Annotated in this window: 26 protein-coding genes, 1 tRNA gene and 1 riboswitch; of the genes, 17 read left to right on the top strand and 10 right to left on the bottom strand. The window is 70.8% G+C overall.

Annotated elements, in window-relative coordinates; genetic code table 11:
- Window positions 1-38 precede the first annotated feature (38 nt).
- Window positions 39-1,094: a MerR family transcriptional regulator gene (locus tag AC0OLQ_RS01635; protein WP_484529912.1), complete on the bottom strand. Its 1,056-nt coding sequence runs from the start codon at window positions 1,092-1,094 to the stop codon at window positions 39-41.
- Window positions 1,095-1,235: 141 nt separating this feature from the next.
- Between AC0OLQ_RS01635 and AC0OLQ_RS01630 the strand changes: the two genes are divergently transcribed.
- Both AC0OLQ_RS01630 and AC0OLQ_RS01625 read left to right on the top strand, forming a co-directional pair.
- Window positions 1,236-1,556 carry a PadR family transcriptional regulator gene (locus AC0OLQ_RS01630; protein WP_484529911.1) on the top strand — a complete coding sequence of 107 codons (321 nt, stop codon included), beginning with the start codon at window positions 1,236-1,238 and terminating at the stop codon, window positions 1,554-1,556.
- 50 nt (window positions 1,557-1,606) lie between these two features.
- Entirely contained in the window at window positions 1,607-2,695 is a 1,089-nt protein-coding gene (locus AC0OLQ_RS01625) for a hypothetical protein (protein WP_484529910.1), read from the top strand.
- On the opposite strand, the gene AC0OLQ_RS01620 is transcribed toward AC0OLQ_RS01625, so the two are convergent.
- Both AC0OLQ_RS01620 and AC0OLQ_RS01615 read right to left on the bottom strand, forming a co-directional pair.
- Entirely contained in the window at window positions 2,682-3,242 is a 561-nt protein-coding gene (locus tag AC0OLQ_RS01620) for an NUDIX hydrolase (protein ID WP_484529909.1), read from the bottom strand. The two genes, AC0OLQ_RS01625 and AC0OLQ_RS01620, sit on opposite strands and share 14 nt — an antisense overlap.
- A gap of 31 nt (window positions 3,243-3,273) precedes the next feature.
- A complete protein-coding gene (locus AC0OLQ_RS01615) occupies window positions 3,274-4,164 on the bottom strand; it encodes a LysR family transcriptional regulator (RefSeq protein ID WP_484529908.1) in 891 nt (296 codons plus the stop codon).
- A 116-nt stretch (window positions 4,165-4,280) separates the two neighbouring features.
- Here AC0OLQ_RS01615 and AC0OLQ_RS01610 point away from each other — a divergent pair, with 116 nt between their 5' ends.
- The 9 genes from AC0OLQ_RS01610 (at window position 4,281) to AC0OLQ_RS01570 (ending at window position 10,275) form a co-directional block, all read left to right on the top strand.
- A complete protein-coding gene (locus AC0OLQ_RS01610) occupies window positions 4,281-4,637 on the top strand; it encodes a DUF1801 domain-containing protein (RefSeq protein WP_484529907.1) in 357 nt (118 codons plus the stop codon).
- Window positions 4,634-5,020 carry a VOC family protein gene (locus AC0OLQ_RS01605; RefSeq protein WP_484529906.1) on the top strand — a complete coding sequence of 129 codons (387 nt, stop codon included), beginning with the start codon at window positions 4,634-4,636 and terminating at the stop codon, window positions 5,018-5,020. Before AC0OLQ_RS01610 ends, AC0OLQ_RS01605 begins: the two co-directional genes overlap by 4 nt.
- Before the next feature lie 78 nt (window positions 5,021-5,098).
- On the top strand, window positions 5,099-6,097 hold the full coding sequence (locus tag AC0OLQ_RS01600) for an aldo/keto reductase (RefSeq protein WP_484529905.1): 999 nt from the start codon (window positions 5,099-5,101) through the stop codon (window positions 6,095-6,097).
- Window positions 6,097-6,576, top strand: a complete 480-nt coding sequence (locus AC0OLQ_RS01595) for a GNAT family N-acetyltransferase (protein WP_484529904.1) — start codon at window positions 6,097-6,099, stop codon at window positions 6,574-6,576. Before AC0OLQ_RS01600 ends, AC0OLQ_RS01595 begins: the two co-directional genes overlap by 1 nt.
- An 82-nt stretch (window positions 6,577-6,658) precedes the next feature.
- Window positions 6,659-7,384, top strand: coding sequence for a DUF899 family protein (locus AC0OLQ_RS01590; RefSeq protein ID WP_484532237.1), 726 nt, complete (start codon window positions 6,659-6,661; stop codon window positions 7,382-7,384).
- A gap of 31 nt (window positions 7,385-7,415) precedes the next feature.
- Window positions 7,416-8,192 carry a nucleotidyltransferase domain-containing protein gene (locus AC0OLQ_RS01585; protein WP_484529903.1) on the top strand — a complete coding sequence of 259 codons (777 nt, stop codon included), beginning with the start codon at window positions 7,416-7,418 and terminating at the stop codon, window positions 8,190-8,192.
- Window positions 8,193-8,290: 98 nt separating this feature from the next.
- The gene (locus tag AC0OLQ_RS01580; protein ID WP_484529902.1) at window positions 8,291-8,707 is read left to right on the top strand and encodes a hypothetical protein; all 417 of its coding nucleotides are present in this window, start codon (window positions 8,291-8,293) and stop codon (window positions 8,705-8,707) included.
- Window positions 8,707-9,294, top strand: a complete 588-nt coding sequence (locus tag AC0OLQ_RS01575; protein WP_484529901.1) for a hypothetical protein — start codon at window positions 8,707-8,709, stop codon at window positions 9,292-9,294. The genes AC0OLQ_RS01580 and AC0OLQ_RS01575 overlap by 1 nt, the downstream gene beginning before the upstream one ends.
- Window positions 9,295-9,678: 384 nt before the next feature.
- Entirely contained in the window at window positions 9,679-10,275 is a 597-nt protein-coding gene (locus AC0OLQ_RS01570; protein ID WP_484529900.1) for a Clp protease N-terminal domain-containing protein, read from the top strand.
- Window positions 10,276-10,590: 315 nt separating this feature from the next.
- Here AC0OLQ_RS01570 and AC0OLQ_RS01565 read toward each other — a convergent pair whose 3' ends face one another.
- A complete protein-coding gene (locus tag AC0OLQ_RS01565; RefSeq protein WP_484529899.1) occupies window positions 10,591-11,883 on the bottom strand; it encodes an IS110 family RNA-guided transposase in 1,293 nt (430 codons plus the stop codon).
- Window positions 11,884-12,330: 447 nt separating this feature from the next.
- On the opposite strand from AC0OLQ_RS01565, the gene AC0OLQ_RS01560 reads away from it, so the two are divergent.
- Complete coding sequence (locus AC0OLQ_RS01560; RefSeq protein ID WP_484529898.1) at window positions 12,331-13,305, top strand: hypothetical protein; 975 nt, start codon at window positions 12,331-12,333, stop codon at window positions 13,303-13,305.
- A 21-nt stretch (window positions 13,306-13,326) separates the two neighbouring features.
- Entirely contained in the window at window positions 13,327-13,581 is a 255-nt protein-coding gene (locus AC0OLQ_RS01555) for a GNAT family N-acetyltransferase (protein ID WP_484532236.1), read from the top strand.
- A 10-nt stretch (window positions 13,582-13,591) separates the two neighbouring features.
- On the opposite strand, the gene AC0OLQ_RS01550 is transcribed toward AC0OLQ_RS01555, so the two are convergent.
- Window positions 13,592-14,197 (bottom strand): hypothetical protein, encoded by a 606-nt coding sequence (locus AC0OLQ_RS01550; protein WP_484529897.1) that lies wholly within the window; start codon window positions 14,195-14,197, stop codon window positions 13,592-13,594.
- 175 nt (window positions 14,198-14,372) lie between these two features.
- Between AC0OLQ_RS01550 and AC0OLQ_RS01545 the strand changes: the two genes are divergently transcribed.
- Window positions 14,373-14,888, top strand: a complete 516-nt coding sequence (locus tag AC0OLQ_RS01545) for a hypothetical protein (RefSeq protein WP_484529896.1) — start codon at window positions 14,373-14,375, stop codon at window positions 14,886-14,888.
- A gap of 207 nt (window positions 14,889-15,095) precedes the next feature.
- Window positions 15,096-15,428: a tyrosine-type recombinase/integrase gene (locus tag AC0OLQ_RS01540; RefSeq protein ID WP_484532235.1), complete on the top strand. Its 333-nt coding sequence runs from the start codon at window positions 15,096-15,098 to the stop codon at window positions 15,426-15,428.
- Window positions 15,429-15,733: 305 nt separating this feature from the next.
- On the opposite strand, the gene AC0OLQ_RS01535 is transcribed toward AC0OLQ_RS01540, so the two are convergent.
- The 3 genes from AC0OLQ_RS01535 to AC0OLQ_RS01525 form a co-directional block, all read right to left on the bottom strand.
- Window positions 15,734-16,666 (bottom strand): GNAT family N-acetyltransferase, encoded by a 933-nt coding sequence (locus AC0OLQ_RS01535; protein ID WP_484529895.1) that lies wholly within the window; start codon window positions 16,664-16,666, stop codon window positions 15,734-15,736.
- Between the two features lie 166 nt (window positions 16,667-16,832).
- Complete coding sequence (locus AC0OLQ_RS01530) at window positions 16,833-17,288, bottom strand: DUF3592 domain-containing protein (RefSeq protein ID WP_484529894.1); 456 nt, start codon at window positions 17,286-17,288, stop codon at window positions 16,833-16,835.
- Window positions 17,289-17,542: 254 nt separating this feature from the next.
- Window positions 17,543-17,616 (bottom strand) — tRNA-Gly (locus AC0OLQ_RS01525).
- Window positions 17,617-17,859: 243 nt separating this feature from the next.
- Here AC0OLQ_RS01525 and AC0OLQ_RS01520 point away from each other — a divergent pair.
- Window positions 17,860-18,843 carry a zinc metalloprotease gene (locus AC0OLQ_RS01520; protein WP_484529893.1) on the top strand — a complete coding sequence of 328 codons (984 nt, stop codon included), beginning with the start codon at window positions 17,860-17,862 and terminating at the stop codon, window positions 18,841-18,843.
- 70 nt (window positions 18,844-18,913) lie between these two features.
- Here the strand turns inward: AC0OLQ_RS01520 and AC0OLQ_RS01515 are convergent, their stop codons facing one another.
- A complete protein-coding gene (locus AC0OLQ_RS01515) occupies window positions 18,914-19,459 on the bottom strand; it encodes a pyridoxamine 5'-phosphate oxidase family protein (RefSeq protein WP_484529892.1) in 546 nt (181 codons plus the stop codon).
- Between the two features lie 78 nt (window positions 19,460-19,537).
- Between AC0OLQ_RS01515 and dcd the strand changes: the two genes are divergently transcribed.
- Window positions 19,538-20,116 (top strand): dCTP deaminase, encoded by a 579-nt coding sequence (gene dcd / locus AC0OLQ_RS01510; protein WP_355666607.1) that lies wholly within the window; start codon window positions 19,538-19,540, stop codon window positions 20,114-20,116.
- A 60-nt stretch (window positions 20,117-20,176) separates the two neighbouring features.
- On the opposite strand, the gene AC0OLQ_RS01505 is transcribed toward dcd, so the two are convergent.
- Entirely contained in the window at window positions 20,177-21,157 is a 981-nt protein-coding gene (locus AC0OLQ_RS01505) for a C40 family peptidase (protein WP_484529891.1), read from the bottom strand.
- Between the two features lie 68 nt (window positions 21,158-21,225).
- Window positions 21,226-21,363: riboswitch (cyclic di-AMP (ydaO/yuaA leader) on the bottom strand.
- Window positions 21,364-21,474: the final 111 nt, after the last annotated feature.

The following is a 21,474-nucleotide window of genomic DNA, read 5'->3' as shown; positions in this document are numbered from 1 at the left end:
TACGACCCGGGTCGGACAGGCCGACCCGGGCCGGGGGACTACTCCGCCACCAGGTCGGCGACCACGCAGGCGATGTTGTCGGGCGCGCCCGCCGCGTACGCGAGGTCGACGAGGCGCCCGACGGCGGTCTCCGGGTCGTCGGCCCCGGCGAGCGCCGCGTGCAGCGCCTCGGGGTCGACCACCGCGGCGAGCCCGTCGGAGCAGAGCAGGTAGCGGTCGCCGGCCAGGGCTGTCCGTAGCGCCAGGTCCGCCTCGACCTCGCCGCCCGCCCCGAGCGCCCGAGCCAACAGGGCCCGCTGCGGATGCGCGCCGGCCTCGGCCGGGCTGAGCTTCCCCTGGTCGACCAGCGACTGCACGTAGGTGTGGTCCTGGGTGAGCCGGGACAGCTCGCCACCCCGCAGCAGGTACGCCCGGGTGTCCCCGACGTGCACCAGGGCCAGCCGGGTGCCGCGTCGCAGGATCGCGGTGAGCGTGGTGACCGGCTGGTGGGCGGCGGTGGCGTGCGCCCGTACCGCCCGGTCGGCGGCGGCCACCGCGTCGGCCAGCGCGCCGAGCAGTTCGGTGTCCGGCCCGTCGGCCGGCTCCAGCGGGCGCAGCGCGTCCACGGCGGCGGTGCTGGCGGCGACCCCGCCCGGGCCCCGCATACCGTCCGCCACGGCGAGCAGCGTCCCACTGGCGTACGCGGTGTCCTCGTTGGAGTCCCGGACCGTGCCGGTCTCACAGCGGACGGCGTACCGGAAGGTGGTGTCGGACATGGTGGTGCCCCTCTCGGTGAGCTGGTCGACGAGGAGCGCGACGGCGCGGGCGCGGGCCGCCGTGTCGGCGCTGACCCGCCGCCACCAGGCGTCCACGGCCTCGGCGGCGGCGTCCGGCGGAAGGCCGCAGACGGCCTGGATCTCGGCCAGCGGCATCCCGGCCCGGCGCAGCGCGGCGATCAACCGGGCCCGGTCGAGCTGGACCGGCGCGTAGTACCGGTAGCCCGAGTGCGGGTCGACGGCGGCCGGTGGCAGCAGCCCCAGCTCGTCGTAGAGCCGCAGCGCCTTCGGCGTCAGGTGCGCCGCGCGGGCGAACGCCCCGATGGTCAGCAGCTCCACGGACCCATCCTCCTCGCACCGATCGCGTTCCTCGTGCCGGTCACGACGACCGGCACGGACCACGCTGGGCCTTGCCGCAGGGGCAGGGTCAAGGCATTGACGATGTATCGATCACTTATATATGTTGCCGAGGTGACTCAGATGCGGGAGCCCACGTTCCTGATCCTCACCGCGCTCGCCGGCGGCCCCCGGCACGGCTACGGCATCATCCAGGAGGTCACCGCGCTCTCCGCCGCGCGCGTCAGCCTGCTGCCCGGCACCCTCTACACCGCGCTGGACCGGCTCACCGCGCAGGGCCTGGTCGAGCCCGACCGGGAAGAGGTGGTCGACGGCCGACTGCGCCGCTACTACCGGCTCACCCCCGGTGGCCTCGACGCGCTCCGGGCCGAGACCGTCCGGCTGCGCCAGCTCGCCACCGCCGCCGAGACCCGGCTGCGCGCCCTGCGCCCCCGCACCACCTGACCCGCGTCCCGCGCCCCGGCCCACCATCGAACGACCTGAAGGGGACGGCCATGCCACCGACGGGGGACCCCCTCGCCCGCCGCTACCGACGCCTCCTGCTCGCCTACCCCCGCCCCTACCGCCGGGCGCGCGGCGAGGAACTGCTCGGCCTGCTGCTGGACGGCGCGCCCGCCGGGCAGACCCGCCCCACCCTGCGGGAGACGGCCGACCTGATCCGGGGTGGCCTGCGCTGCCGCCTCGGCCGGCCGGCCAGCAGCACGGTCGGTGTCTGGGCCGTCCTCACCGCGCTGATCTGCGGGCTGTTCACCGCCGCGCTGGCCAGCCGGGTCGCCTGGGAGACCTCCCGGCCGCAGCCGGACCGGGCCGAGTTCACGGCGGCCTTCGCTGAGGCGTTCCCCCACCACCGGCTGGGCGACGACGTGTCGACCGCCCGCGCGCTCTTCGTCATCTACGGCCAGCCGCTGTCCCGGGCGTCCCTGCACAGCCTGCTGTTCGGCGACGGCGGCGAATATCAGGAGGGGGTGGCCGCCGGCTCGGCGGTCGGTCCCATGCCGACGGCCGAGGCGGAGACGCTGGCGACCGCGCGGCAACGCCTTCGGAACGCCGGCTGGCAGGTGTACGAACCGACCTCCGAGGTCCTCCAGACCTGCGCCGACCCGCGCTGCGACCCGGCGAGCCAGCCGGTCGAGACCGTCCTGGTGGCCCGTCGGGGCGACACCGTGCTCCGGGCCACCTTCGACGACCCCCGGACCTTCGGCTCGTACCTCGGCGTGGAGCTGCAGCGGGCGGCACCGCCGGCCGTGCTGCCGGCCGCCGTGCTGGCCGGGCTGGTCGGCGGCGCGCTGGCCTGGCTGGTCTTCGCTTGGGCGAGTCGGCGCACCGAGGACCGGCGGCGGGCGCCGGTGCTGCTGGGCCTCACCCTGTTCTTCTGGTGGGCGCCCGTGCTGCTCGCCACCGCGTCGCTGGCCGGGCACCACCTCGACGAGCCGCATCCCAGCTGGCACCCGCTCTGGGAGTGGCTCGGTCAGCCGACCCTCTCGCTGTTCTTCCTGGTCGGCCTGGCCGGCGCGCTGATCCTGCTGGTCACCGCGCTCACGCCCCGCCGGGACGCCGGCCCCCTGACCGTCAGCCTCGGTTGAGCTTCGCCAGCATCCGGCCGAGGTGCGGCTCGATCGTGCCCGGCCCGGCCTCGGCCACCTCCCGCGGCGTCCACCAGCGGACGCCCCGGAACTCCGCCGGGTCGGGGATCAGCTTCTGGTCGCGGCTGCCGGTCAGCACGTACCAGAGGCTGACGTCGGTGTGCCGCTCTTCCGGCGGGCCGACGGTCTCGGTCACCGTGAGGGAGGCCGGGCGCTCGCCGAGGGCCGGCGCGAAGACGGCGGGCACACCCAACTCCTCCACCATCTCCCGGCGTACGGTCTGTGCCGGGTGCTCGCCCGGCTCGACGTGACCGCCGCTGGGCAGCCACATCCCGGCGTTGCGGTGGTCGACCAGGAGCACGGCGCCGTCGGTCTCGTCGCGGATCAGGAAGTAGGCGACCAGGTGCGGCGAGGGGGTGCGCGGCTTCACCCGGCGGAAGATGTCCGCCGTGCCGGCCAGCCAGGCCAGCGCGGTCGCGCGGTGCCGCGCCTCCTGCTCGTCGCCCGGTGTGAGCGCCTCGACCAGCGCCCGGATCTCGTCCCGCACGCCGTCATGCTGCCAGCCGGGTCCGACAGCGTCAGTCCGGGGCGGGGTTCGCGTCGACCGCGGCGCGGACGAACTCGCGTACCCGGGTGGTGCTGTTGCTGGCAAGCCACACCGGACCACGCCGGATCGGCGGCGCGTCGCGGATCGGCACGTAGGCCAGGTCGGGGCGGGCGTGGTAGTGCCGGGTCTGCTCGCCCACCGGCAGAACCCCGCGCCCCATCGCGACCAGGGCCAGCATCTCCGAGAACGTGCTGCCGGCCGGGCCCTGCGACACCGGCCGCCCCGACGGCGTCCGGTCCGGGGTGCGGTCCCGCTTGAACGCGGCCGAGGTCACCGCCGGGTACTGGATCACCGGATGGTCGGCCAGCACCTCCAGCGACACCGACTCCGCGCCGGCCAGCGGATGATCCGCGGCCACCGCGAGCATCCGGCGCTCGTGCAGCAGCGCCGGGCCGTTCGCCATGCCGTCGAAGGGGTACGCGGCGATCAGCACGTCGATCGAGCCGTCCCGCAGGCTCGACCGGGTGGTGGCGAGCGGGGCCTCGTGGACGTGCATCACGCAGTCCGGGTGGCGTTCGGTGAACAGGCTGACGGCCCGGAGCAGCACCGGCGCGGTCGACTCACCCACGTACGCCACCCGCAGCTCGCCGGTGATCCCACGCCCGGCGTCGACGGCGCGCTGGACGGCGTCCTCGATGCCGGCCACCAGCGGGCGCAGGTCGTCGGCGAGCCGGGCGCCGATCGGGGTGAGCCGGACCACCCGGCTGGTCCGCTCGAACAGCGACGCGCCGATCCGGCGTTCCAGCTTGCGCACCACGTGGCTGATCCGCCCCGTGGTCACCCGCAGCCGCTCGGCGGTCCGTCCGAAGTGCAGCTCCTCGGCGAGGGTCAGGAACGTCTCGACCTCGTACCGCTCCAGCACCCGCCGACCCCCACCGTTGAATCCTGGTCACCGATCGTAGTCCGATCGCGTCTTGGTCCGGACGCCGCCGCGGACGAGGGTGAACGGTGTTCCCGTCGCACCCAGGAGGACCACCGATGGATCCCGTCACCACCTATCTGACCGGCCTCGACGCGCCGCTGCGCGAGACCGGCGAGAAGCTGCGTTCGGTCATCGAGGCCGCGCTGCCGGAGGCCACCGGCGCGATGTGGCACGGCCACCCGGTCTGGGGGCTCGGCGACCGGCCGGGGAAGACCCCGGTCTGCCTGGTCAAGGCCTACCCGGCGTACCTCACCTTCGGGCTGTGGCGCGGGCAGGACGTGGCGGACGACTCCGGGCGGCTCGTCCCCGGCGCGCGCCGGATGGCCTCGGTCAAGCTGCGCACGGTCGACGAGATCGACCCGGAGCTGTTCGCCGGCTGGCTGCGCGCGGCGTACGCGCTGGAGACCCGGTGAGCGCCGTGCGGGTGACCGGCTTCGACCACCTGGTCCTCGCCGTCACCGACGTCGAACGGTCCCTCGAGTTCTACTGCGGCACCCTCGGCCTGGCGCCGGTGCGCGTCGACCGCTGGCGCGCCGGCGAGGTGCCCTTCCCCTCGGTACGCGTCAACGCCGACACCATCATCGACCTGGTCCGCGGCGAGCCGGCCGGGTCGAACGTGGACCATTTCTGCCTGGTGGTCGAGCCGCTCGACTGGGCGGAGGTGATCGAGTCCGGGGTGTTCACCGTGCTGACCGGGCCGGTGCCGCGCTTCGGCGCGCGCGGCACAGCCACCTCGATCTACGTACGCGACCCGGACGGCAACACCGTCGAGTTGCGCTGGTACCCGACGTCGTGACGGGTGTTGACTTCGAGCCCGCTCGAAGCCGCAGAGTGTGACCCGGCAGGACGCACATCGCGGAAGCGGGGAGTGGTCATGAAGCGCACGTTGGGACGGAGCGGGATCGAGGTCAGCGCGCTGGGCATGGGCTGCTGGGCGATCGGCGGCCCGTACGCCGGTGGCGCCAACCAGTACGGGTGGGGCCGGGTCGACGACGCCGAGTCGACCCGGGCCGTCCGCCGGGCCCTCGAACTCGGCGTCACCTTCTTCGACACGGCGAGCAGCTACGGCGCCGGGCACAGCGAGGTGGTGCTCGGCCGGGCGCTCGGTGCCGACCGGGACCGGGTGGTGATCGCCACGAAGTGGGGGTTCACCTTCGACGAGCGGACCCGGGAGGCCGGCGGCACGGACAGCAGCGTCGCGTACCTGCGCAGCTGCCTGGACGGCTCCCTGCGGCGGCTGGGCACCGACCACGTCGACCTCTACCAGCTCCACCTCGGCGACCTGCCGGTCGCGGAGGCCCTCGACCTGATCGAGCCGCTCGAGGAACTGGTCGCCGCCGGCAAGATCCGGGCGTACGGCTGGAGCACCGACGACCCGGAGCGCGCCGCGGCCTTCGCCGCCGCCGGTCCGCACTGCACGGCCGTTCAGCACGACATGTCGGTGCTGGCCGACCGGCCGGCGATGATCGAGCTGTGCGAACGGGCCGGGCTGGCCAGCATCAACCGGGGACCGCTCGCCATGGGACTGCTCAGCGGCAAGTACGCCGACGGTCGCACGGTGGCCCGGGACGACGTGCGGTCGCAGAGCTACGACTGGATGACCTACTTCCGCGACGGCGCCGGGGCGCCCGAGTGGCTGGCCCGGGTGGAGGCCCTGCGGGAGGTGTTCGCCACCGGCGGCCGTACGCCCACCCAGGGCGCGCTGGCCTGGCTGTGGGCGCGCAGCGCGACCACCGTCCCGATCCCGGGGTTCCGGACCGTCGCCCAGGTCGAGCAGAACGCCGGCGCGCTCGCCCACGGCCCGCTGCGGCCCGACGAGTTCGCCGCCGTGGAGGACCTGCTGGCCGACCTCCGCGTTGCTACCGTCGCCTGATGCCTGAACTCAAACGGCTCGCCGCCCGCCATGCGCCGGCGTTGCTCCGCTTCGAGCGGGTGAACCGGGCGTACTTCGCCCGGTTCGTGCGGGACCGGGGCGACGACTACTTCGACGAGTTCGCCGACCGGCTGGCGGACCTGCTGATCGAGCAGGACACCGGTGGGTGCCACTTCCACGTCCTGGTGGACGAGCACGGCACGGTGCTGGGCCGGTTCAACCTCGTCGACGTCGCCGACGCCAGCGCCGAGCTGGGCTACCGGGTGGCCGAGCGGGCCACCGGGCGCGGCCTGGCCCAGGAGGGAGTCCGCCGGGTCTGCGCGCTGGCCCGCGAGGAGTACGGGCTGCGCCGGCTGGTCGCCTCGGCCGCGCTGGCGAACCCGGCCTCCCTGGCGGTGCTCCGGCGGACCGGGTTCGTGCCGGTCGAGGAGGTGCTGCTCGGCGGCGAGCCCTGCCTGCGGCACGTCCTCGACCTCTGATCCCGGGTCGACCGATGAGAATCGGGGGCGGGGCAGGTCCATACCGGTGACCGACTCGGACACCCCGAAGGAGACCACCCCGATGGCAACTCCCACCTTCCGCACCGCCCTGCCGCCGATCGTCGACCGGGAGACGTGGCTGCGCGAGCGCGACCACCTGCTGGCCCGGGAGAAGGCGCACACCCGCGAGGGCGACGCGATCGCGGCCGCTCGCCGCCGGCTGCCGATGACCCCGGTGCCGCCCGTCACCGTGCAGGGCCCCGGTGGGAAGACGCCCCTGCTCGACGTCTTCGAGGGCCGCCGGATGCTGATGGCCTACTTCCACATGTGGCACGACGGCAAGCCGTTCGAGGACCAGTGCGAGGGCTGCACCTTCTCGACCTGCCACATGGAGATGCTGGACTACCTGCACGCCCGGGATGTCACCTACGCCGTGTTCTGCCAGGGCTCGTACGCCGAGAGCGCCCCGTTCGCGGAGTTCATGGGCTACCCGTTCCCCTGGTACTCGGCCCGGGACTCCGACCCGGCGCTGGTGGCCGGCCGAGACTTCGGGCTCATCGTCTGCTACCTGCGCGACGACGACCAGGTCTACGAGACCTACTGGACCACCGGGCGCGGCGTGGAGGCGCTCATGACCAGCTACCACGCCCTCGACCTCACGATTTACGGTCGGCAGGAGCACTGGGAGGACTCACCGGAGGGATGGCCGAAGGTCAGCGGGCACCCGTGGCGTCTCGACGGCCGCCCGGTCGCCCAGTGGGGCCGCCCGGGCGTCGCGGCGACGGGGGAATCCTGCTGCGGGAAGTGATCGGGCCGTGGGCGCGGATACCGTCATCGGAATGATCGAGGAGCTGACCCGGCGATACCTGCACACCGTCGACGAGGCCCTGCCCGGCTACGTGCGGGGCCTCTACGTCGTCGGGTCCGCCGCGCTCGGCGCCTGGCAGCCCGGCGCCAGTGACGTCGACACGGTGATCCTGGCGTCGCGCCCGCCGACCGGTGACGACCTGGCCCAGCTCGCGCGGATCCATGCCGGAATGCCTCGGTCACCCCACTTCGACGGGGTCTACCTCGAACCCGCGCTGGCCCGGTCCTGGCCGACCGACGGCCGGGTCGTCCCGTACGTGGTCGATGGCGAGTTGCGGACCGACCAGCCGTGCGGCGAGCTGACCCCGGTTCTCTGGCTGACCCTGCAGCGCTACGGCATACCGGTGCGCGGGCCGGCCGTCGCCGAGCTGGGGGTACGGGTCGACCCGGAGCAGCTCCGCCGATACAACCTCGACAACCTGCGGGAGTACTGGCAGACCAGCGTGACCCTGTTCCGGGCGGAACTCGGCGGCGTGGCCCCCGCCACCGTCGTGGACGGCGGCATCGTGAGCTGGTTCGTGCTGGGACCCGCGCGGCTGCACTACACGCTGGCCCACGCCGACGTCATCTCGAAGGCCGCGGCGGGCGACCATCTCGCGGCCCTGTTTCCCGAGTACGCCCAGCTCGCGCGGCGGGCCGTCGGCTGGCGTGCGGGCGAGGCGGAGCTGTTCACCGCCGCCGATCTGGTCGTCGCGTGCGACAGCGTGAACGCGGTCGCCGAGGACGCCAGGCGTCGCTTCGGCGCGTGAGGCCGCCCGCAGCGGCCGGTGCGCCTCGGCCACCGGGCACACCCCGACCGCGACGACAGGGGTTGCGGTGATCGCCTCCTAGAAGATCGAATGCCGGTGTGAGCAGGTCCGCGGAAGTCGTCGTGCTGGCCGCCGACGCCCATGAGGTCATGGCCCCGCTGACCCGGGACAACGACGGCACCCGGCCGTGGAACAACATCTTCGTGCCGATAGAGAGCCAGTGGCCAGGTACGTTCGGCCGCGGCTGGGCCGCTGAATTCACCCACCGGCACCATTGGGCGGAGCTGCTGGACTACCTGCAGGCTCTTCCCTGGCGGCGCCCCGAGTCGCTGCAGGTACTGATTCACGACGAGGAGGACGACTGCTTCGGCCTCTGGATGCTGTACGACGGCAAGCTCACCGAGGTACCCCTGCCCCACACTGAACGACACACGAAGCCGAGACCGGGGCCGGGAAGCGATTCGCCGGAGATGAGCTACCTCCACCGGACAGACCTCACATCTTCGGAGGGTTGATGCGTGTCGTCGTTCGGCTGATTCAGGTCACCCTCGTCGCCCTGCTCGCGATCGCCGTCGTCGCTGGCTTCCGTGATGCCCGAGACCAAGCGTCACGAGCGCGCGGCGAGGACGTCCGCCCGCCCGAGCAGTTGGTACTCGGCCCGACTGGCATCGGCGAGCTGAAACTCGGCATGTCGAGCCAGGAAGCGACCGCCACCGGTGACCTTCGGTATCCCGTCGACTGGGCCGGCAACTCGACCTGCAGCATCCAGACCGCCGGCGGAGTGAGCATCCACTTCTCTCGACACCACGGCCTGGCTGTGCTCAGCGGGCCCGAACAGACGCGCACACCGGAAGGCATCCGAGCCGGCGCATCCGTGGCCGAGGTGTTCGCCGCGTATCCGAGGTTGACTCGCCCTGAAGCCGGATCCCCGCAGGAACAGGTGCAGCTGGTCGGATACCTCGCCGCACCGGTGCCGACCAACCGGGACGCCGTCTACATCTTCATCTTCGCCCTCGGCGGTACCTCACCGGACACCGCCCGGCTCCAGCTCATCCTGCTCAGCCTGCGTGAGCAGGGCGAGGAGTGCACCCACGCCGGTTGAGCAGTTCGTTCTAGCGGCCTCTGGTGACCGCTGGCCCCGTCGTTCGGGCCCCACCCCTGCCGGCGATTGTGGGTGGAGCTATGACGGTCGTGCGACGGGAGCATTCGACTCGGATGCCTGTTCGCAGTCATCCGAGCACTTCACGTGTCAGCTGGTCGTAGTGGGATGTACTGCGACTTGCCGGCACCTCGCTGCCGGGACGGTGCCGCCGTTCGCGGACGACGACGCGGCGTGCGCTTTGCCGGGTTCAAGCCTGCGTCAGCTGACCCCGCTATGCAGCACAGTTCGCCAACTACTGGTTGCGGTGGCGGCTCGGCGTGGCGGTACTGGGTCGATGGGGAGCCGCTTGCGGCTGACACCCTCGGGCACGCCTACAGTGCAGCCGTGGCTCCCCAATTCGACCACTGGACGGACCACATCGGCGCAGTGGTCACCTCCGCCTTCGGTTCGGTGAAGGAGACCGGGCAACTCGTAGGCCCGTTCGATCTCACGGTTGCGCTTCTCATGTACGACCATGGCAACGTCGCGCGGTGGCGACGTGAATACGGCTTCGATGCCGGCCGGGCGATCGCAACATTGGGCATCACGCCAGGGAACGGAACGTGGTCTTCCGAGGTGCGATTCGACGCCGATGCGCGCCGGGTCCTAGCTGCGGCAATCAGACTCGCCGCCCGTGGCGGTGCGGGACACGTCGGCACCGAACACCTCCTCGCCGCGCTGCTCGCGCACGGCCCCACCGCGGTGATCTCGGCGTTCGAGGAGCAAGGCGTAACGGCGGAAACCGCCGCGCGGTACGTCGCGAATTTGAATGGTGTGGCCGGCGCCGAAAGGCTCATGGCCGCGCCCGGCTGGGGTGCTCGGCGGGCGTGGAGGCGCCTGGGTCGTTCCACAACACCGGGGAATTCGTGGCGAGGGGCCCTGTTTGCGGCCAGCACCGTCGTCGCGCTCGCGGTGATCTTCGTCGGCTGGAGCATGTTCTAAGCCAGGGGTACGGGGCCCATCCTGCGGAGACGTCCTCGTCGGGCAGTCGTAGGCCGTCCAGCCCTTGTGGTGTCCGCGGGGTGATCTGCGGCATCTCTGAGGAGGGCCGGTGTTCGGGGCCCTTCCACGACCTGCGGCACATAGGGAACACTCTCGCCGCGCGGACCGGAGCGAGCACTCGCGAGCTGGTGCCGCGGATGGGGCACGACTGTGACGGGAACCGAACCCGCACTGTCAGACCCGAAAATCCAATGGTGAGTGGGCAGGCGGCAGCACCCGGCGCAGCGTAGCGGAGCCGGGTGTGGGTGGCTTGGGTCAGGCGGCTTCGGGTTCGGCGATGATGGCCTTGCCGTCGCGGATGGTGATCTTTTGACCGGTGACGGCCTGGAGTTGAGTGGCCAGGTTTCGGGCCCTGCGCTGTTTGTCGATACGGGTGTCGAAATAGTCGGCGCCGAGGTCACGGAACCGGACGGCAGGGTCGGACAGCAGGTGGTAGACGATTACCAGGACCGCGTTGCCGGTGGCCACGGTCGCCTTCTGTTTGCCGCGACGTTTGGCGATGCGTCGGTGCCGTGCGCCGAGGAAGCTGTCGGTGCGGCAGGCGCTGCCGGCGATGTTGCCCAGGGTGGCGGCCAGCCAAGGGCTGCCTTTTGCTCGGCCCTTGTTCTTCTTCTTCCCGGCGGACTCGTGGGTCTGCGGGCAGAACTTGGCCCAGGACACCAGGTGCGCGTCGGACGGGAAGCGGCTCATGTCCACGCCGACCTCGGCGATCAGTTCCTGTGCGGCGGTGGGGCCGACTGCGGTGATCTCACTCAGCTGAGCCACCTGATGGGCGAAAGGGGCGACCGCCTCGGCGATCGTGGTGTCCAGGGCGGTGATCTGCGCGCTGAGCCGGTCGATGTTGTCCAGCATCATCGCCAGGATGGCGGCGTGGTGATCGGTGAAGAACCCCCGCAGCGCCTCCTGCAGCTGTGCAATCTTGGGACGCAGCCGGCCCCTGGCCATCTGGGCGAGGACCGTCGGGTCGCGCTGTCCGTCGATGAGCGCTTGAAGTATCAGCCGCCCGGATACCCCGAACACATCGCTCACCACAGACGTGATCTTGATCTGGGCGTCTTCGAGCAGTTTCTCCACCCGCTGCATCTCGCGGGTGCGGTCGCGGATGAGCGAACGCCGGTAGCGGGTCAGGTTACGCAGCTCACGGATGGGTTTGGGGTGCACCAGCGACGGGCGGCACATGCCCCGCTCGGCGACCTTGGCCAACCACACCGCGTCGGCCTTATCGGTCTTGGCCCGCCCCGGTACGTTCTTGACCTCGCGGGCGTTGACCAGCCAGCACTCGAAGCCCTCGGCCTCGAGCAGATAGTAGACACCCTTCCAGTAGTCGCTGGTTGACTCCATGACGACCCGGGTGACGCCCCAACGGCGCAACCAGTCCGCCATCTGCAGCAGCGCCGAGGTGGTGGTGGCAAAGCCGCGCACCTCCTGCATACGCCGGCCCGGCCTGGACTCGTGTGGCACCCGCACGCACGCCTCCAACACCGCTTTACCCAGGTCGAGTGCGGCCACCCGCTCGACGTGTAACTCCTGCTCGTCGACCTCTTCCATGACGGTCTCCCGTGAGGGATTGGGACAGGGAAAGGCCGCCCGCGGGAGCCGGCGGAGAAGATGAAGAGTCGGACCCTCGTGCTCGTAGCAACAATGCGCAGCCCCTCAAAGCGGCTCCCAGCGTCAAACAGCTTGACGGCCTCACCTGCGCCATGAAGTCACCGACGTCGGCGGGCGACCATCTCGGATTTTCCCGCATGCGCGGCGCCCCGAAGGGACCCGAAAACAGCTTGGGAATCGCGCGAGATCGGCTGGGAGATTCGCCCCCGGCCTCTGCCTCAGGGTCGACGCCTGCCGCCGTCCCAGCCCGTCCTCGCCAGTGCGGCGGCGTTGCTGTCAACCGTTGCTGTCGGTCTGACCGGGCGGCCGAGGGAAGTTGCCAAACGGCCCATGTACCGGGTCCAGCACCGACGTGCAACGCTGGCAGCTCGCGGTCAGGAGTAGAGCATGACGGTGTGGCGACGATTCGAGCGGACGCAGGACGGCGCGACGGACTTCTTCGAGATCCGCCGTGAGGGCATTCGATGCTTTGTCCGCTGGGGTTCAACCAGTCGCCGTCGTGAGTCCACCACCGTCGTCCTGCTGGACGAGGACCACGCCCGGCGACACCTGGACAAGAAGATCAAAGAACGGCTTCGCAAGGGCTTCGCGGAGGTTGCGGCACCCGCTGAGGCAGAGGATGAACCTGACGCCCTGGTGGTGCCCACCATCCTCAAGATGCAGACCAAGCCGTGGTTCACCCCCGAGGACTACCTGCCGGTGGATGGCTTCATCGACGTGGTCTGCCAAGCCGTCCCTCCGAATGGCATAGGTGGTTTCTACCGCTACCTGGTGCTGCGGGAGGCAGGACGCAGCGCCATCAGCTTCAACGTCAAGCAGACCAGCCATGACCCAGCGAAGGTCGCGGTCTTCCTCGACCTCGTCACCGAGAACCGGGATCTGCCCTTCGAGGGGAAGTCGCACCACAAGATCCCCTTGCCGCATCCCGTTGGTCCGTTCAGCCACGCTCTCTTCTGCTCCGCCGCGCTCGGTCGGCCCATGTCTGCGTACCCCGCCATCGCCGCCAGTGTTGCCATCGCGGCACCGATCTACAACTCCGAGATCGGCGATGCTGATCCAGAAGTCGTGGTTGATGCCCGCATCCACGGCCACGGTTCATTGAATCGCGCTGACTGGGCCCGTTCACCTCAGCCAGCCTTTGATGCGCGCTTCGATATCTCATCCCGGCGCAGGGAGCGGACCTTCAAGGTCTACACCCTGGGAGATCTGCCAGGCATGCTGAGTGACCTGCAGAGCGCGGCGCCCGACAGCTGGCTGGAAATCAGACGCTTCCGCGGGGACCTCATACGCCTAGGTCCAGCCGACGTCACCCCCAGCACCGCACGAGAGGTCGAACAGTTCCTGCTCGCCCTGACCGGGTGACGGCCTTGGGTTTAGAAGAAGATCGCGGATGGCCGGGTCGCCGAGCTGGGCTACCGGGTGGCCGAGCGGGCCGGCGGACGCGGCCTGGCCCAGGAGGGTGTCCGCCGGGTCTGCGCGCTGGCCCGCGACGAGTACGGGCTGTGCCGCCTGGTCGCCTCGGCCGCGCTGGCGAACCCGGCCTCCCTGGCGGTGCTCCGGCGGACCGGGTTCGTGCCGGTCGAGGAGGTCCTGCTCCACGGCAAGCCCTCCCTCCGGCACGTCCTGGACCTCACCTGAGGCGCACAGTTCAAACCGCGCGCACGGGCATCCCGTAAATACCCCGGTCGACGACCTGCTCGCCGTCGATCAGCATGGGGTTGAGGCTCCACAGGGCCGCCAGCTTGAGCACGTCGTGTTCGTGGGGCGCCGACTCGTACCAGGTGTCCCAGTCCTCCTCCTGCCAGTTCCGCCAGTTGTCCCCCCAGCCGCGGAGGCCCTTGCCGACCTCGCGCTCGGCCGGCGTGACGTCACCGATGAACAGCGGAACGTTGCCGTCGAAGGTGGCGAACGCCCGCACGACGACCCCGTCGACCGCCCGGACCCATCCGTGGGAGAACCATCCCCGCTCGTTGACGAAGAACTGGACCTCACCCAGGCGCGCGCTCAGGGCTGCGAACCACTCCGGAAACCGGGGATCGGTGGCGCTGTAGTCGAACGTCGCGAGATCGCGTCGGCCGTGCGCCAGGGTCCACCCGTCCACGGGACCGGCCACGAACACGCCGGAGACGTACGCGCGGTCGACGCCCTCGTCCCAGGAGAGACGTTCGCGGTCGGCCAACCGCAGCGCGTCGGCGACCTCCTCCGGGCTCCGCTCCCGCACGGCGAGCCACGTGGTCTTGAAACCAAACCCCATGCGGCTCATCATCGCGTCGACAGACCACCGGCGACACTCCGCCATCCGGCCCTCTCCGACGCCAGGAACGCGGCCGGGAGGCGCAGCGGCACGACGGGAGAGACGTGACGCGGATTCTGATCGTGACAGCGGGTCCGCGAGGTGCGTCGCGCCGTTCACCGGCCTGGGGCAGCGGTTGCAGCAGGCGGACCACCTCGCGCTGGCCGCACACGACCGGTTCGCCGGTCTCGTGCGCGGATCCGGGCTGGAGCACCGGTCGCTTCCCGGCGATCCGGTCGAACTCGTACGCGCACGCACGGCCGCCCCGTCCCCGGAGGCCGCGCGGTCGGTCTTCGCCGCGTTCCTCGACGACCTGGGCGACGGCGTGACGGCCGCGGCGGCCGCCGGCGCCGACGTCCTGCTGACCGCGTTCGGCCCGGCCCCGTTGAGCCGGCTCGTCGCCGAGGGCTTCGGCATCCCGAGCCTCGGCGTCTATCTGGCGCCGGGGGTCCCCACCCGGGAGTTCCCACCGCCCGGCTGGCCCGTGACCGGGCCGCTCTCACCCGCCGACAACGTCGCCGCGGGTCGCGAGATGCTCGCCCGAACCGGCTCCCTCTACGCCGACGTGCTGCGGCGGCTGCGCGACCTACCGCCACCATGGCCCAGGTCTTCCAGCTCGCCGACATCGTGCCCGGCCGGTTTCGCGCCCTGATCCTGCTCGCCGCCTTCGCAAGCCTTCGCTACGGAGAGCTGGCCGCCCTTCGCCGCCGCGACTTCGCCCCCCGCTGTCGGACCCTCACGGTCCGCGCGACCCTGGTCGAGCCTTAGACGGCAGCCTCACTTTCGGACCGCCCAAAACCGATGCCGGCATCCGGACCGTCACCATTCCCGACGCGATCCGCCGCGACATCCGCGACACCTGGACGACTTCGTCGACGAGGACCAGGACCCGCTCGCCTTTACCGGCGCGAAGGGTGCCACCCTGCGCCGCTCCAACTTCCAGACCTCCTGCAAATGGCGCGAGTCAGTGGCTGCGGCCGGCGTGCCCAGCTTCCACTTCCACGACCTGCGGCACACCGGCAACACCCTGGCGTCCTGGACCGAGGCGACCCTGGCCGACCTGATGGCCCGGATGGGCCATGCCTCGACCCGGGCGGCGATGATCTACCAGCACACCGCCCGCGAGCGCGACGAGCACATCGCCGACGCGCTCAGCTCACAGATCAAGCTGAGCAGGGGATCGGGCACGTAGCGGGCACGGCCACCGCAAGAAGCGGTAGCAACGATCGAGGCCCCAGCCAGGAAACCTGTCCTGAGCTGAGGCCTCGCGGTGGAGCGGGTGACGGGAATCGAACCCGCACTGTCAGCTTGGGAATCGCACAAGATCGGCTGTAAAAGCAGCCGGACGCCTGCTCAACGCGGTCCCCCGCGGCCTGGTTTGACCCCCGATGACACCACCTTGCGGCACGTGGATGGCCCGGCCTGCCTTCCAATCCGCAGCTTCGGCGAGGCGGTCCGAGCTCGTGCGTTGCAATGTCGGCACCGGCCTTTCCTCGTTTAGGGCTGGACGTCGTTGGAAAGGTTGATCCGGATCCCCGTGTTGCGGTATCCGGCGCGACCGAAAGCGGCCGCCATAGGCGCGTTACCCATGTCGGTGGTGGCGGTGATGCGCGACTCCCCGTTGGTCGCGTGAAGGCGGGTGATCTCGGCGAGCAACTCGTCCACGTAGCCGCGCCCGCGGAACTCCGGCACCACCCCGAGATAGCCGACGTTCACGTTGTACGAGGTCGCGGAGGGAATCGCCATGCCCGCCACCTCACCCTCGCGCGTGTAGGCGATCCGCCACCACTCCCGCTTGCCCGGCGCCGCGAGATAGAAGTCCATCTCTTCGCGCGCGGTCGCGTCCACGCCCTTGGCGGCCAGGTTCGCACGGGTCTGGGCGTCCAGGCTGCCCTCGGCGATTCTCCTGAACACCGCAAGGAACTCCTCGTCGGAGGCCTCGGTGAACCGCAGCCTGCCGGCCACGGGGGGCATCCCGTCGGCGGGTGCCCACTCGAACTGCAGCCGCTCCACCTCCCGGGTGAGGCCCGCCGCATGCGCCGCCGCCCGCCGCCACGCCACGGCCGCCGACGTGGCCGGATCGTCGCGCCAGCCACTGGTGACCTTGATCCTGTACTGCACCGGCTCCGGGAACCCGGCCAGCGCGGCCCTGATTAGCTCGGCGGCGACGGCGGCACGGTCGCCCACGGCAGGATCCACGTCGAGGCAGTCGAGCGCGACCGGATGCGGGCTGCCCTTCGGCCCCCACCACAATGCCCGTCCCACGACCTCGCCGTCGTGCTCGGCGATCCATGTCCATTCCGGCCGGTACATGTCCTCGGCCAGTTCGGCCAGGTAACGGTCGGCGGGGATCCACCCAACGGGCTCGGTCACGATCCACGCGGTCACGCGGTCGAGGTCTGCGGGGGCGGTAGCGCGGTAGGAGATCACGTGCAGAGGCTACGTCGCGAAGCTCAGCACCATGATTCGCGCGGGCCGAGAGGGCTCCTCTCGCCCCACAGGTTGACGACCTCCTGCCGTCGACCACGAGTTGACGCCTCCCGTGCGGAACTGCCGCCCCGACCCAGGGCCGGGGCGGCAGTCCGGTCCCGCCCACCTACTCGCGCCGGGGACCCCTTCTGAGCAGCGCGAGCGAGACCATGATCACGACGAGGCCGAGGCCTTCCAGGAGGGTCGGCGCCTGCAGGAGCAGGTCCTCCGTCGCGTACCCGTCCGGCGTGGCAGCCCGGGTCGGATCCGCCCGGTCGACGCGTACCGCAAGTACGTCCCCGACGTGGAACTCACTCTCGTCGAGTTCGCTGGAGAACCGCTCCCGGTGCCGCACGCCGTCGAACGTGTAGTCCACGGTCAACCTCGTGGCGGCGAACGAACGGCTGATCTTGAACCGTTCGACGTGGACCACCCGGCCGGTCGTCTCGGCGCCGACGCGTACCCGCTCGTCGATCGCCGCGGTCAGCCGAGCGTCGAGCAGCATCCCGCCGCCGATCAGAAGGGTGCCCAGGACAACCGCCAGGACCAACCTCAGCTCCCGTCGGCCGAACGGGCTCGCCATTCCCGGCCCTCCCCGCGTCTCGGTTCGCATCCGTCAGTCGGTGGGTGGGACGAGTGCGTTGTAGAACGTCCCGACGCCGAGCGCAAGAGGGCCAAGAAGCCGGTGGCCGGCCCCTCGGACAAGGCCAAGGGCAAGGGCAAGAAGGCCGGTAAGAAGCGTGGCTAGTGGCCCGTGGATGGCCCATCGGGCGCAGGTGGCCCGTGGAACATCGAAGGCCCCGACCGGGACTGACGTCCTGACCAGGGCCTTTCGCGTGGAGCGGGTGACGGGAATCGAACCCGCACTGTCAGCTTGGGAAGCTGATGTTCTGCCATTGAACTACACCCGCAGGCGGCACCACTGTACCTGAGGTCACCGCCTCCCTGCACCCAGGTACCCCCGGAGACGGATCACGCGCCGCAACCCAGCCCGAAACGATCTAGCAACGGCCGGGGCGTCGACGAGCAGCAGAAAGTTTCACCACGGCAACATATGGTCGTTCTCAAATCCTTCGATGGGATGTAACGTCTCCCACACGTTTCCGACCCGGCGTGACACACCCCCTGGCACGCCGTTCGAAAGAGGTGGGCCCATGGGACTCCGTCCCAACCTGCTGACCCGGCGTACCGCCGGCGTCGCGTCGACGACCCTCGCGCTGCTGCTCAGCACCGCTGCGGTAGGCGTCGTCCCCGCAGCATCGGCCTTCTCGGCCGCCCCGTCCGGCTCCTGCGTCGAGCCGGCCGACGTCCACTCCGACGCCCGCGTGAAGAAGGGTGGACACGCCAAGCTGGACCCGAACGAGCTGACCGCCAAGCAGGTCCGCGAGCGCGACGCCGACCTGGCCGCGGCGCTGCGTGAGCGGGCCAACTTCCGCACCGGCGCCGGGGCCACCACGCTGGCGACGGTGACCATCCCCGTCGTCGTCCACGTCATCCAGCGGGACAGCACCCGGGCCGGCGGCAACATCCCGGACTCGATGGTCACCCAGCAGATCGACGTGCTGAACAAGGCGTACAGCGGTGCCACCGGTGGCGCCCCGACCGCCTTCAGCTTCCAGCTCACCAAGGTGCACCACGTCACCAACGCCGCCTGGTACCCGATCGTCCAGGGTTCCTCCGCCGAGCGCTCGATGAAGACCTCGCTGCGCGAGGGCGGCAAGAACACGCTCAACATCTACCTGGGCGAGCTGAGCGACGACCTGCTCGGCTGGGCCACCTTCCCGCAGCGCAAGCTGAACAGCATGGACGGCGTGGTCGCGCTGAGCGAGTCGCTGCCGGGCGGCACCGCGACCAACTACAACCAGGGCGACACCGGCACCCACGAGATCGGCCACTGGCTGAACCTCTACCACACCTTCCAGGGTGGCTGCTCCGGCTCGGGTGACAGCGTCTCCGACACCCCGGCCGAGGGCTCGCCGGCCTTCGAGTGCCCGACCGGTCGGGACACCTGCACCACGGCGGGCCTGGACCCGATCACCAACTTCATGGACTACACCTACGACTCGTGCATGTACCAGTTCACCCCTGGTCAGGCGAGCCGCATGCTGACCGCGTGGAACGCCTACCGCGCGGCCTGACCGTCGCGCACCACAAGCTGGTGCCGGTCCCGTCCTCGGACGGGGCCGGCACCAGCTTTCTGAGTAGGGCTCAGGCCGCGGGGCGGCGGGTGTCGAAGCCGTGCCGGCCACGCCGACCTTCCGAGGCCAGGGGGTCGCACCGGACCGGGGTGGTCGCCCGCGGGTCGAGCCAGACCCGCACCTCCGGCCGGCCGCCGCCGGGGCGAACCACCTGGTCGCGCCGCGTCAGCATCGCCACGTCGACGGTGAACTCGAACAGCCGCCAGTCGCCCTGGGGCGCGGCCCGGCCGATCCGGGCCAGCCGCGCCACGGTCGCCGGGTCGGTCACCGGGTGGGCCCGGCCGGCCAGGTAGGCCTCGTCGTCGCTCTCCTCCGGCGGGAAGGAGTGCAGCGCGTAGCGGCCGTCGCGTTCGAGGTCGCGACGCTTGGGCGAGTCGATGACGAAGCACCACAGCCCGTCGTCGGTGATGACCGGGGAGACCGGGTGCACTCGCGGGCCGCCGTCGGCGCGGACCGTGGCGAGGTAGCCGAAACCCGGCCCGTACTGCTGCAACAGGAGGCGGATCTCGTCGGCGAGTCGGGGCTCGTCGGCGGCGAATTCGGACCAGGAAGCCATGCGGACATTCTATCGAACAGGTGTACGAAGATGTAGTCCGACACGCAGGTCACCCGTACCGGTCGCTATGGTGTTCCGATGCTGCTCTCCGACCGCGACCTGGTCTCCGAGATCAAGGCGGGCACGCTCGCGCTGGAGCCCTTCGAGCCCACGCTGGTGCAACCGTCCAGCATCGACGTACGTCTGGACCGGCTGTTCCGGGTCTTCAACAACCATCTCTACACGCACATCGACCCGGCCGTGCAGCAGGACGACCTCACCTCGATGGTGGAGGTGCCCGAGGGCCAGCCGTTCGTGCTGCACCCCGGCGAGTTCGTGCTCGCCTCCACGCTCGAGGTGATCTCGCTGGGCGACCAGCTCGCCGGGCGCCTGGAGGGCAAGTCCAGCCTGGGCCGGCTCGGCCTGCTCACCCACTCCACGGCCGGCTTCATCGACCCGGGTTTCTCGGGTCACGTCACGCTGGAGCTGTCCAACGTGGCGAACCTGCCGATCACCCTCTGGCCGGGCATGAAGATCGGTCAGCTCTGCATCTTCCGGCTCTCCTCGCCGGCCGAGCACCCGTACGGCTCGGCGGTCTACGGGTCGCGCTACCAGGGGCAGCGCGGGCCGACCCCGAGCCGGTCCTGGCAGAACTGGCGCACCTGGCCGACTCGCTGACGGAGCCGGACGCCGTGACGGCGCAGGGGCCCCCGCGACGCGGGAGCCCCTGCGGACCGGTCAGCCCGGGCGGCCGTAGCTGTTGATCTGGCCGTCGTCGACGCGCTTCATCGTGATCGGCTTGCCGGACTGGGAGGCGTGCACCACCCAGCCGTCACCGACGTACATGCCGACGTGGTGCAGGTCGCTGTAGTAGAAGACGAGGTCACCTGCGCGCAGCTCGCTCCGGCTCACCCGCCTGGTCACGTCGTGCTGCTGCCGGGCGTTGTGCGGCAGCGAGACGCCGGCCTTGGCCCAGGCCGCCATGGTGAGCCCGGAGCAGTCGTAGTGGTCGGGGCCGGCGGCGCCCCAGACATAGATCTTGCCGATCTGGGCGCAGGCGAACTTGACCGCGACGCCGGCCGGACCACCGGGGTAGCCGGCGGGACAGGGCGCGGGGCGCAGCGGACCGCCGCCGCCGTTGCCGTAGACCTTGAGACGGAGCTTCTGGAGCTTGACGATCTCGGCGTCGATCTGCTTCTTCTTCGCCGCGAGCTGGGCCTCGGTACGGGCCAGGTCGCTGATCATCTCGTCCAGCGGCCGCTTCTTGGCGGCCAACTGGTCGCGCAGCTCGGCGACGGTCCGCACCTGCTCCTGCTGGCGGTTCGCGTAGCGGTCGAGCAGTGCGAGGCCGTCCACCAGCTCACTCGGCGACCGGCTGCCCAGCAGGGCGTTGACGGTGGAGAGGTTGTTGTCGCCCTTGTAGGCGTCGGCGGCGAGCCCGCCCACCTGACCGAGGGCGGCGTCCACCCGGGCCTGGAGCGGGGCGATCTGCTTGCCGAGCGCGGCGGCCTGCTTGCGCTTGACGGCGAGCTGCTCGCGGGTGGCGTTGACCTGTTCGATGATCGGTTCGAGCTTGTTCCAGTCCTGGTCGATCTGGCGCTCGATCTCGGTGACCGACGGTTCGGCATGGGCCGCCGTGGCGCCGCCGGTCAGGACGACGGCGGTGCCGGCCAGGGCGGCGAGGGCGGTGGTGAAGCGGGACCAGCGGGAACGCGGCACAGCCGTCGACCGGTCGACCGACCGGCTTGACGGTGGCCGCGGGGCATGGTGTGCCACCGGGCTTCCGTACTCCTTCTTCGTGCCCGCCTACCGAGTTAGCTGACGGGTTCGGGCGGGAAGGGAGCCGCCCTACCGCAGTGGCTGCGGATTCACCCCAGTTACCTGGGTCCCCGGCTCGCCCGAAGGCGACTCGGCGGTGTCGGACCGTCACCACCCGGGTTGGTCGGTGAAACAGTCGGCCGACGATTGACCAGAGTAGAGATGGCCGTTACCGATCCGCAACCCGAGACGCCGTGACACTCCGTATGTCGCCCCGA

The organism is Micromonospora sp. Utrum1, from assembly GCF_057197805.1.
This window is presented reverse-complemented; position numbering and strand designations above follow the sequence as displayed.